Origin of the sequence: Borreliella yangtzensis, assembly GCF_014201775.1 — a bacterium.
Classification (GTDB): Bacteria; Spirochaetota; Spirochaetia; order Borreliales; family Borreliaceae; genus Borreliella; species Borreliella yangtzensis.
Genome location: NZ_JACHFG010000012.1, coordinates 1 through 11,728, shown reverse-complemented (window position 1 = coordinate 11,728; position 11,728 = coordinate 1). Strand labels below are relative to the sequence as shown.

Genomic DNA, 11,728 nt, shown 5'->3' with positions numbered 1-11,728 from the left:
CGTTGTATTTTTGATATTCAATAATAAAATGCGGCTTATTTTTGTATTTTTCATATATCTTTTGGAAATAAATTTCCAATTGTTGGGAATTGTATTCATTTTTTTCAAATTCTTTTTGTGTATTTACTAAAATTTCTTTCATTTTGTCTTGCTTTAAAGAGAAGCAAGATTTATTTGAGAAAATTTTCTTATTTTTTGTTAGTTCAATTTCATATCTTTTTATGGCTTTAAATACTTTGATCAAAGTATCTTTATCAATATTTAAATTTAATAAAAGAAAGAGAGATTTTTTAGATAAAAATTTGCATTTATTGAAGTATTTTATTATTTGGAATTTTTTTATTGGATTATCTTTCTCTTTTTTTTCTTCTTTTATATTATTATTTTTATTACTTATACACTCTTCCGAATTTACACTCCCCCTTAAAGGAAATTTGTTTTTAAAGTGGTTATTAACCCTTTTTTGGAATCTTGTTTCTTTTTTTTCTTTAAAGAATTGGTTTATCTTTTGGTAACACTCTTTTTTTGAATAATTGAGTTTATAGTAAATTTCAGTTCCACAATTTACTCCCAAGTGTTTATAGTAATTAGTTGTGACTTTTATTTCTTTTTCTAATTTGTAAAGATATTTTTGCAGTGTCTTTAGTTTAACGGGTGCTTGACCATTGCGTTTTAGATTTTTGTTAAAGTAATATAGTATGTTTTGTTGCGTGTATTTCTTATGGGTTTTGTTTATGTACTGTAGTGTTGAGATAAGAACTATTAATTTGTGTTGTTGTTTGTTGTGGCAATTTGCGCTTTTTTTATTGGTTGATAATGACATAATCGTCATCCTCCTTATTTTGGGTATAAATAATTAATATTTAATATTATAATGCATACTTTTTATTTAAAAGTAAACACTTTTCGAAAAAATATTAAATTTTATTTATTAATATCATTAATTAAATGCGCTTTTTATAATTTAGGAAAAATAAATTGATTTTAATTTTAAATTGGGCTACACTACAAAAAGCGTAGTTGTTTAATGATTGACATTGGCACCTACCTTATTTTGGAATTTGCAAAGAAATAATGATGAGAGCTTAGCTTAGTTCTTTTAATAAGAGAATCTAGCTAAGCTCTAATTTTTTTGTAATAACCCCAAATTGATTTTAATTTTAAGTTGGGCTACACTACAAAAAGCGTAGTTGTGTAAATATTGACATTTACACCTACCTTTTAGTTTTGAATTTACAAAAAAGAATAATAGGATAGTGGGAACTTGATAAAATTCTTTAGTAAGAGTTTTGCTAAGTCCCCACTTCTTTTTTTGCAAAAATTTTTGTTAAAAAGTTGGCAAAAATAGTTTTTGCTATATAATTATTTATAACCAAAATAAGGAGGATGACGATTATGTCACACATAGAAAATAATCAAAATATACAAAATGATATTCAAGCAAAAATTTCTTTCAGAAAAGATATGAAAACCCTAAAAAGGAATTTACCGGGTATTGACAAAAGTCTTAAAGGATATGGATATAGATATCAGAATTTCAATGACATAGTAGAAGAAATTGATAATGTTATTGAAAAGCACAATTTGGAGCTTGATTTTGAACAATATCTAATTTCTAAATATGTAGATGGTCAAAAGGAACATGTTATTAGGACTACATTTTATAGTACAAGTACTGGATATGAATTTTCTTTTGATACACCAATGCTTACAGAAAATTTACAATGGAACAATGAAAACGGATCTAAAGTTTCAAATACAGTTCATCAAATGTTTGGTTCAGCTGTTACTTATGTCAAAAGGTATGCTTTAGTTGCTTGTCTTCACATAAAAAGTGAAGTGGATACTGATGCAGCGCCTATTTACAATAATTATGAAAATGAAAATCATACACCTAATAAGCAAATTAGTGTTAATCAAAAGCAAGAAGAAAAAAAAGAGATTAATCAAGAACAAAAGCAAAAAAATAACACTATTCAAGACCAAAAAATAGATATTAAGCAAGAACAAAAAAAAAGATAGATTTTATTACTACAGTATTTTTAAAGACGCTTTATCTAATATAAAAAATTGGGTAAATAGCCCTACAACAAAAGATAATATAAACGCAATTATTCAAAAAATAAGCTTTATTCAAAATATAGACCCCAATAATATTGAGGATATTAAGAAAATTGAAGCTGCTTTAATAAAGCATTTTGAACAGAATATTGAGTTTAAGAGTATAAAGTATTGGGCTGAGCTTATAAAAGAATATTTCAAAAAAAATAATAGATTAAAGGATTTAAATGATTTTGAAAGGTTTATATCGTTTAAGCAGCCTATTTATGGCGCTAGTCCGTTAATATTCTTTGGAGCGTTAAAAGAAGATAAACAATTTGATTATATTTTTGCAGCATAGCAATATGTTTGCATAGTACACCTAAATAGTAGGGCCCCCAATAAGGGGGCTCTACTATATGTATATTAGAAAGGATAATAATGAATTTTATTTTTTATTATTGACTATCACAGTTACTAACTGCTCCATTTTTAAAATTATCTATTTCCCCGCCGCTAAAGAAACCCCCAACTACTGTTTTAAAAGTAGTTTTTTGTTCATCAGCATTATCTTTGCCATTGCAGCTATCAAGTTCACTTTTTATGTGTTCAAGTGCTGATTTTATCTTATCTTCATTATTCTCTAAAAATTTATCAAATTTTTCATCATTGCCCATCGCTTCTTTTAACCAGTCAAGTTGTGTTTTTTGATCAGCAGTTAATTTTTCTTTAAGTAGTTCTTCTTTAGATTTTGGTTTTTCTTCTTGTGATTTCTCTTGGCTTAAATCTCGCTTTTTTCTACTTTGTGATTGTTTGGCATTGTTTTTTAAAGTGTCATTATCATTGGAATTACAGCCATTTAGCATAAGTAAAAATAAACAAAATAATATATTGATAATTTTCATTTGTTATCTCCTTTTTTCTATTCAGTACAATAATTTAGTAACAAAAAAGTTTATTCTTGTAATTATAGACCCTATTTTTAGAAATATTGTTATTTTTAAGGGGGTATTTAGAATTGATAAATTATGTGTTTAGGATTATTGAGAATTTCTATTTAGAAAACCCATTAATTAGTGCCGTAATAATATTTGCTATGCTAGATATAGCAATTGGAGCTATTATTATTGTGATAATAATTATTAATCTGTTGCTTATATTAAGCTTTTCTAATAAAAATTTTTCATGAATTTTTAGTTTTTCGTCAAGATTTTGTTTTAAGTTCTTTTCTACAGTATCAATCTTAGTATTTAAATTCTTTTCTACAGTATCAATCTTTGTATTGAGTTCACTTTTTACAGTATCTATTTTGGCATTTAAATTCTTTTCTACAGTATCAATTTTGGCATCTAAGTTAGCTATATCTTTTTGTAAATTCTTTTCTACATTATCAATCTTTGTATTGAGTTCACTTTTTACAGTATCAATTTTGGCATTTAAGTTCTTTTCTACAGTATCAATTTTGGCATCTAAGTTAGCTATATCTTTTTGTAAATTCTTTTCTACATTCTCTATCTTAGTAGTAAGTTCAATTTTTACAGTATCTATTTTGGCATTTAAATTCTTCTCTACAGTATCTATCTTAAACTCAAGATTTTCAAACTTTATCCCAAATTGTTTCTCTAAATTTTCTAAATCTCTATATGTAAGGTTATTGTGATAATATCTTTTAGATAAATCTTGTGCTATTAGTTGTTCCATTCCTAGTCTAATAAATTCTTTATATATTTGTTCTTCAGTTATGCTTGCAATATTTGTTAGCGCTGGTTTCATAATAATTTCCCTTTACAGCCATATTATACACTATTTTAGTTAGCTTTAAATATTTTTATATATAAATTATAAGTTCTTGCAAGAAAACTTCTTTATAATCTTAAAAATCGTTTATTGCTGCTATATTTAAATGAATTTCATATTTTAGAATAAATCTTTATAAAGATATAAACTTGCTAATATTCTATTTATTAAGGAGTTCAATATGCAAAAAATTAATTTATTAATGTTATTTATGTTTATCATTAGTGTTAGTAATTTAATTTCTTATGAAATTAAAAAAGATGAAATTATTAAAGTTAAAACTTTAATCACAGGTAAATTAAAGGATGAATATACTTTCCCTGTAAAAAAAGAAGATAAAAACAAAAACCCGGGTGAAATTTTAGGAATAGGTCTAGAAAATTTTATTAACCAAATAGGAGCTGAAAACATTATTGAAGTCAAGGTATTATCCCATTTAATGGTTGTTGGATTTGTTGTAGTATACAAAGAAAAGAAAAAATAATTTATAGTTTTTATTATACTAGGGGGAGTTTTTACCCCCCTACGATGCAATCGTACTATTTTAGTGTATAATAGACCATAGAGGAACAATATTATGAGAACTGTGCTAACAAATACTGTAAGTATAACTGAAGAACAAATATATAATGAGTTTATAAGATTAGGAATGGAACAACTAATAGCACACGATTTATCTAAAAGATATTATCACAATAACCTTACATATAGAGATTTAGAAAATTTAGAGAAACAATTTGGGATAAAGTTTGAAAATCTTGAATTTAAGATTGATACTGTAAAAAGTGAACTCAATACTAAGATAGAGAATGTAGAAAAGAATTTACAAAAGGATATAGCTAATTTAGACGCTTAGATAGATACTTTGGCACAAGATCTTAAAAAAGATATGCAAACTAATAATCAATTATTATTAGAAAAAATGGAAATTAACAATCAATTATTATCAGAAAAACTCAAGGTGATTAATAGAATAATAACTATTGCAGCAATAGTAGTAGTCCCTATTGCTATATCTATCATAACAAATGTTGTTCTATCCCTAATTACTAGGTTTTTCAAATAAAAATTACCAAGAATCTTCTTAAAAACAGAAATTATTAAACACTCTTTTTTAACCCTTGTAAATTAGCAATATTAAAAAAATAGGATATATATTTATAAGAAGAAATTTTATTATTACCTAATGTATTGTACTGAAGATAAGAAAAGAGGAAAAAATGAAAATTATTAATACATTATTCTGTTTGTTTTTGATTGTAATAAACAGCTGTAATTCCAATGATCACGACACTCTCAAGAACAAGAATAAACTTACTGAGTTGCAGCAAGCTAAAAATGGGGAAAAACATGATTCAGGCCAAATAGAACTACAACAAGAAATACCTAAATCTCCTGAAGAATTACTTAAAGAAACCCCTAAATCTCCTGAAGAATTACTTAAAGAAAAACTATCTGAAGATCAAAAAATACATCTTGATTGGTTAAAAACCGCTTTAACTAATGCTGGAGAATTTGATAAATTTTTACAATATGATGTATCCAAAATAAAAACGGCACTTGACCATATAAAAACTGAACTTAATAAATGTAAGGGGAGAAAAACTGCTGCTCAACAAGAAAACATTTTTAAAGAGATGGTTAAAGGGGCACTTAGCGGTGGAGATATAGATCAAATACAACAAGCACTTAGTTTATGCGACATTCTTCCGTAATATAACAGCCCCCTTATTTTGGGGGCTTTATTAAACATATTGCTATGCTGCAAAAATATAATCAAATTGTTTATCTTCTTTTAACGCTCCAAAGAATATTAACGGACTAGCGCCATAAATAAGCTGCTTAAACGACATAAACTTTTCAAAATCTTTTAAATCCTTTAATCCATTATTTTTCTTGATATATTCTTTTATAAGCTCCACCCAATACTTTATACTCTTAAACTCAATATTCTGTTCAAAATGCTTTATTAAAGCCGCTTCAATTTTCTTAATATCCTCAATATTATTGGGATCTATATTTTGAATAAAGCTTATTTTTTGAATAATTGCGTTTATATTATCTTTTGTTGTAGAGCTATTTACCCAATTTTTTATGCTAGATAGAGCGTCTTTAAAAATACTGTAGTAATAAAATCTATCTTTTTTTTTTGTTCTTGCTTAATATCTCTTTTTTGGTTTTGAATAGAGTTATTTTTTCGAATTTGATTAATCTCTTTTGTTTGTTCTTGCTTTTGATTAACACTAATTTGCTTATTAGGTGTATGATTTTCATTTTCATAATTATTGTAAATAGGCGCTGCATCAGTATCCACTTCACTTTCTATGTTAAGATATGCTACTAAGGCGTATCTTTTGAAATAAGTAATAGATGAGCACACAAGTTGTGGTGATGTATTAACATTTTTAGACCCATTTTCATTATTCCATTGTAAATTTTCTGTAGGCATTGGTGTATCAAAAGACTCTCTATAGACACTATTTGTACTGTAAAATGTTGTTCTAATAACATGATGAGCTTTTTGATCTTCCAAAACTGTAATAGTTGGGATTTGACAAAAATATAAATCCAAATTATGTTTATTAATAACATTTTTTATTTCTCTTATAATTTCATTGAAATTCTGATACTTGTACCCATAACCTTTAAGATTTTTGTCAATACCTGGTAAATTCATTGTTAGGATTTTCATATCTTTTCTGAAATCTATTTCTGCTTGAATATTATTTTGTATATTTTAATTTTTTTCTATGTGTGACATAATCGTCAACCTCCTAATTATTGTTTATAAATAACCGTATAACAAAAACTATTTTTGCCAACTTTTTAACAAAAATTTTTGCAAAAAATAGTGGGACTTAACCAAATTCTTTTAATAAAGAACTTCATTAAACCCCACTAGACTATTTATCTTATTATTTTTTGGCAAATTACAATAATTAGGTAGGAAAACACATGAGAATGTTTCACTACGCTATTTGTAGTGTAACTCAACTTAGAATTAAAATCAATTTCTCTCACTAACTTATAAAAATTGTATTAAATTAATGAGATTAATAATTTAACTTAATATTTTTTTAGGGAAGTATTTACTTTTAAATCAAAATTATGCATTATAATACTTATTATATTTATTAATAACAATAATTAGGAGAAAACTCAAAATGATAGAAGTTTCAACCAATAAAAAAAGCGCAAATTGCCGCGACAAACAATCACATAAATTAATAGTTCTTATTTCAACACTAGACTACATAAATAAAACCCATAAAAAATACACACAACAAAACATACTCTATTACTTTAATAAAAACTTAAAAAGAAATGGTCAAACAACCGTTAAACTAAAGACACTGCAAAAATATCTTTACAAATTAGAAAAAGAAATAAAAGTCACAACTAATTACTATAAACACTTGGGAGTAAATTGTGGGACTGAAATTTACTATAAGCTTAATTATTCAAAAAAAGAGTGCTACCAAAAGCTAAGCCAATTCTTTAAAGAAAAAAAAGAAACAAGATTACAAAAAAGAGTTAATAACCACTTTAAAGACAAAACTCCTTTAAAGGGTAGTGTAAATTTGGAGGAGTGCTTAAGTAATAAAAATAATAATATAAAAGAAGAAAGAAATAACAAAATAGAAAAATTTCAAATAATAAACTATGCCAATAAATGTAACTTTTACTGTAAAGACATTCTTCCTATTATTTTAAATTTCAATATTAGTAAAAACGAAAAGATTAAAATACTTAAAACCGTAAAAAGAATTGAGATTAAACTATTAAAACATAAAAATATACATTTAAATAAATCTTACTTTAAAGAAAAGCAAAATAAATTAAAAGAAATTTTAATGGATACCAAAAAAGAATTTGAAAAAAATGGATATAATACTGAACAATTAGAAATAAATTTTCAAAGGATACATGAAAAATACAAAAACAAATCCCATTTTATTATTGAATATCAAAAATATAATGATTTAAACGCTATAAAACGCAAATTAGAAAAATCGATTGAATTGAAAAAAGAAAATCCACAAAAAAATTACGAACATATAAGGACAAACATTTTCAATATCCTTATTGATCGACTAAAAAATGTGAAGGAAATTGAAGTTTTAAAACCAATTATAAAAGACTATTTAAATAGCAAAAAGAAATTGGAATATAATAAATTATTTGGTTCATATTATGATGAATTATTAGAAATAATAGAAAATGGAAACAATGCTTATAAAGTTAAAGAATTTAACAAAAAGGTTATATGAGGATTGAGTATGGAAAATGAAATTGCACAAGAAACAATAAAAAAAGGAAAATGCAAAGTTGAATGCCAAAATAAAGATAGATTTATAAAGATTGAAAAAGAACCAGGCAAAGCAATGTACCATACAAAAATAATGATGGATTTATACAAATTTGGAGTTTATGAGAATAAAAGAAAGAGTAAAAAGAAAAGAATGGAATTTCGAGTATCAGTAAGAGCCTTGTATAATGGAGAAAGAATTGTTCAAGAAACTAACCTATACCCCGAAAAAGAAGGGGATAAATTTTTGGGAATTTTTTATGGGTTTAGAAAACCAATAAATAAAGCTTTTGTAAAGTATGAAGTGAAAGGAATTAGAAAATCTTATGAATTTACAAGAACATATTATATGGAAGTTAGATTTAAAGCAGGAAGTGTTTTTTTTCTATTTTAAGGGATTATGCCGCCTATTATTTAAAGAGAGAATGGGTAACCATTACAACAAAATATTGTTTAATATGTTTACAGATTTGGAAAAACAAGTATATGAATTTTATGGGAAAAAATACCCAGAACAAGGACCACTTACAAAATGGATAATAAAAAACCTAAAATAATAACAATTGCGTCAATTAAAGGCGGTGTTGGTAAAAGCACAACTTGTTTAGCGCTAGCATTTTTGATGTCTAAAAAAAATAAAGTATTATTAATAGATATGGACACACAAGCCTCCGTAACTAGTTACTATCAAGATAAAATACAAGAAGATAATATAAATTTAAAATTTAACAATATATATGAAGTTTTGGCTAATGATTTGGATATTAAAAAAGCAATTATAAATATTGAAGATAATTTAGATTTATTGCCAAGTTATTTAAGTTTGCATATGCTCAATGAAATTGAAATAGAATTTAAGGACTTGCTATTAAAATCTAATTTAAGCTGCTTTAACAGTGATTATAAATATATAATATTAGATACAGCACCCAGTTTTGATGTTGCATTTAAAAACGCAATGTTTAGTAGTGATTATATTATTGTCCCAATAATAGCTGAGAAATGGGCAGTTGAGTGTTTAGATTTATTTGATTATTTCTTAAATAAATTAGGCTTGAAAGTACCAGTATTTTTACTTATAACAAGATTTAAAAAGAATAATACACATAAAGAATTTCTAAATTTATTAAAGAGTAGAAGAGATTTTTTAGGCATTATATCTGAAAGGGAGGACTTAAATAAAAACATAGCTAGTAATTCTAAATTTTCCTTAGAAAAGGATTATATGCATGAATATAAAAATGCTATTAATAAGTTTTTAGATTATTTAAAAATAATTGAAAAGGTCTAAATTAAGTTAATTTAGGTTATCCCGATTTGGGATAACTTATTAATAATAAGAAATTTTTATTCGAGGGGATTTTATGTTAGTAAAAATAAACAAAAGAAATTTAGAAGAAAAGGGCAATGATCAATTAGAATATTATGAAAAATTAAAGAGCAAATTAGTAAATAATTTTAAAAAGGAAATTTTTCATAAAATAGAATTTATTAAAATTTTAAAAGAGATAAAGGACAATGAATATTATAAATTAGATGGATATACAAGTTTTAATTCTTTTGCAAAGAATTATAGAGTAGCAAGAACTCAAGTGTATGACTACATAAGAATAGCTAATGCTATGAAAGAGGGGCTTTTAGAAGAGGCATTTATTATAGAAAATGGACTTACTATGTCTTTATTATCATTAAGAGATAAAGAAAGTTCAACATTCAAAAAATCTAAACAAAATCCAATAAAACCCTTAAGATTTCAACTTAAAAAGCAAGAAAGTTATGATTTTTATAAAAGCAATGCTAAATTTACAGGATTTTTGCTAGATAAATTATTTAGCGATGAAAAAGAAATAATTAAAAGAATCATGAAGGAATATAAACAATTAAAAGGATAATAAAGGGGATTTTATGAACAATTTAGCATATAGAACATATAACATAGAAAGTATAAAAAATGAATTTTTAAATATTGGGTTTAGTGAGGAGGCAATAGATTTTGTTTTGCTTCATAATGATAATTACAGCTTTGAATATTTAAAAGAAAAGTTGATTGATGTAGAGAAGAATTTGAGAAAAGATATATCTAATTTAGATTCCAAGATAGACAATGTAGAAAAGAATCTAAATGTGAAGATAGATAATGTAGAGAAGGGTTTAAATATTAAGATAGATAATGTAGAGAAGGGTTTAAATATTAAGATAGATAATGCAGAGAAGAGTTTAAATACTAAAATAGACAGTTTAGACTCTAAGATTGACAATGTAGAAAAAAGTTTGCAAAAGGATATATCTAATTTAGACTCTAAGATTGACAATGTAGAAAAGGCTTTAAATATTAAAATAGATAGCGTAAAAAACGAGCTTAATGCTAAGATAGATGGTGTAGAGAAGACCTTGCAAAAGGATATATCTAGTTTAAAAAATGAGCTTAATGCAAGTAATAGAACAATACAAGTAATGCTAATAGCAGGAATAACACTTGCTCCAATTATTTACTCCATATTCAATAAATATTTCTTTAATTGAGAATAATTAAATAGTAATATTTTATTTTTGCTCTATTCCAAATTAGAACTTATTTAAATTTTTAACAAAAGAACTTAAATAAGTTTTTGTTTTGTAAAAATCCAATTTAATTTTAATTCTAAATTGAACCATATTGAATTTTTCAAAAGATGACAAAAATAATTTTTAGCTATATATATGTGTATAGCTAAAAATTTTTTGTTGTCAAAATAATCCATTTATACTTTTTGCTTAGCAAAGTTCTTTTGTAAAGAATTAGCTAGGCTTTCTTTTTTTGCAAAAATTTTTGTTAAAAAGTTGGCAAAAACAGTTTTTGCTATACAATTATTTATAAACAATAATTAGGAGGTTGACGATTATGTCACACATAGAAAAAAATCAATAAGAAAATGTAAATAAAAGTATCAATGGAGAAGCTAAAATGATAATTTTTGAACAACAAAGTTTTATTGGTTGTGAAGTATTTGAAGAAAAACCCACTCTAACTAAAGAAAAAAGCAAATTAAGCAAGATAGGCAAAAAATTGCCTGGAATAAGTAGTAAAGAGTGTTTTAGATTCAATAAAAATCTTGATTTTAGCGTGCAAAGAAACAAACTAGATAAATATGGCGCTAGTGAAGTAGGGACTGTTTTAATTGGTGGTGTAGGACTAAAAGACTTAATGGTAAATAGAGTGCTTAAATATTTTGGAATGAGTATGCCTTTTGAAGAAAATTTATACATGTTAAAAGGTAAAGAGTTAGAAAATTTAGGACTTAGGGAATTTGCTAAGGCACACGGCAATAATATTGAGGTTTTATATAAAAACAAATACGCTAACGGTGTTGATAAGTATAATTATTTCAAAAAAGTGGGTAGTTCAGAAAATTTAGTAGGCTCAACAATTGACGGCTGGTTTATTAATCTTTATGGTGATTTAGAACTTTTAGAAATTAAGAGTAGCGATTCTAATTATATGAGTAGTGCTATTGAAGAGTACAATAAAAATGGCAATTTTTTAAGTAGCAAGTATTTTTTCAAATACTATATACAAGCGCAAATGCAGTTAGCATGTACTGG

10 protein-coding genes and 4 pseudogenes are annotated in these 11,728 nt (G+C 25.3%); 10 read left to right on the top strand and 4 right to left on the bottom strand.

Annotated elements, in window-relative coordinates; translation table 11 throughout:
* On the bottom strand, positions 1-823 hold an 823-nt coding region (locus HNP68_RS05635), incomplete at its 3' end, for a plasmid maintenance protein (protein WP_183221302.1).
* A gap of 572 nt (positions 824-1,395) precedes the next feature.
* Between HNP68_RS05635 and HNP68_RS05630 the strand changes: the two are divergent.
* Positions 1,396-2,401 (top strand): annotated as a pseudogene (locus HNP68_RS05630) (ERF family protein).
* A gap of 97 nt (positions 2,402-2,498) precedes the next feature.
* Here the strand turns inward: HNP68_RS05630 and HNP68_RS05625 are convergent.
* Both HNP68_RS05625 and bdr (HNP68_RS05620) read right to left on the bottom strand, forming a co-directional pair.
* Positions 2,499-2,945 carry an Mlp family lipoprotein gene (locus tag HNP68_RS05625; protein WP_183221300.1) on the bottom strand — a complete coding sequence of 149 codons (447 nt, stop codon included), beginning with the start codon at positions 2,943-2,945 and terminating at the stop codon, positions 2,499-2,501.
* 148 nt (positions 2,946-3,093) lie between these two features.
* Entirely contained in the window at positions 3,094-3,813 is a 720-nt protein-coding gene (gene bdr / locus HNP68_RS05620; RefSeq protein ID WP_183221298.1) for a Bdr family repetitive protein, read from the bottom strand.
* A gap of 205 nt (positions 3,814-4,018) precedes the next feature.
* On the opposite strand from bdr (HNP68_RS05620), the gene HNP68_RS05615 reads away from it, so the two are divergent.
* From HNP68_RS05615 to HNP68_RS05605, 3 genes and pseudogenes are all read left to right on the top strand, one after another.
* Positions 4,019-4,321 (top strand): hypothetical protein, encoded by a 303-nt coding sequence (locus HNP68_RS05615; protein ID WP_183221296.1) that lies wholly within the window; start codon positions 4,019-4,021, stop codon positions 4,319-4,321.
* A 93-nt stretch (positions 4,322-4,414) separates the two neighbouring features.
* Positions 4,415-4,903: pseudogene (gene bdr, locus HNP68_RS05610) on the top strand (Bdr family repetitive protein).
* 154 nt (positions 4,904-5,057) lie between these two features.
* Positions 5,058-5,552, top strand: a complete 495-nt coding sequence (locus HNP68_RS05605) for an Mlp family lipoprotein (RefSeq protein WP_183221293.1) — start codon at positions 5,058-5,060, stop codon at positions 5,550-5,552.
* Positions 5,553-5,594: 42 nt separating this feature from the next.
* Here HNP68_RS05605 and HNP68_RS05600 read toward each other — a convergent pair.
* Positions 5,595-6,529 (bottom strand): annotated as a pseudogene (locus HNP68_RS05600) (ERF family protein).
* Between the two features lie 472 nt (positions 6,530-7,001).
* Between HNP68_RS05600 and HNP68_RS05595 the strand changes: the two are divergent.
* The 6 genes and pseudogenes from HNP68_RS05595 to HNP68_RS05565 form a co-directional block, all read left to right on the top strand.
* On the top strand, positions 7,002-8,108 hold the full coding sequence (locus HNP68_RS05595) for a plasmid maintenance protein (protein ID WP_183221291.1): 1,107 nt from the start codon (positions 7,002-7,004) through the stop codon (positions 8,106-8,108).
* Positions 8,109-8,117: 9 nt separating this feature from the next.
* Positions 8,118-8,703: pseudogene (locus tag HNP68_RS05590) on the top strand (DUF226 domain-containing protein).
* Positions 8,679-9,437: a ParA family protein gene (locus tag HNP68_RS05585; protein ID WP_183221289.1), complete on the top strand. Its 759-nt coding sequence runs from the start codon at positions 8,679-8,681 to the stop codon at positions 9,435-9,437. Before HNP68_RS05590 ends, HNP68_RS05585 begins: the two are co-directional and overlap by 25 nt.
* Positions 9,438-9,510: 73 nt before the next feature.
* A complete protein-coding gene (locus tag HNP68_RS05580; RefSeq protein ID WP_183221287.1) occupies positions 9,511-10,038 on the top strand; it encodes a chromosome replication/partitioning protein in 528 nt (175 codons plus the stop codon).
* A gap of 13 nt (positions 10,039-10,051) precedes the next feature.
* Complete coding sequence (bdr, locus tag HNP68_RS07050) at positions 10,052-10,669, top strand: Bdr family repetitive protein (RefSeq protein WP_221240661.1); 618 nt, start codon at positions 10,052-10,054, stop codon at positions 10,667-10,669.
* Positions 10,670-11,090: 421 nt separating this feature from the next.
* Positions 11,091-11,728 (top strand): YqaJ viral recombinase family protein (locus HNP68_RS05565; RefSeq protein WP_183221279.1); only part of this gene is annotated, 638 nt, incomplete at its 3' end.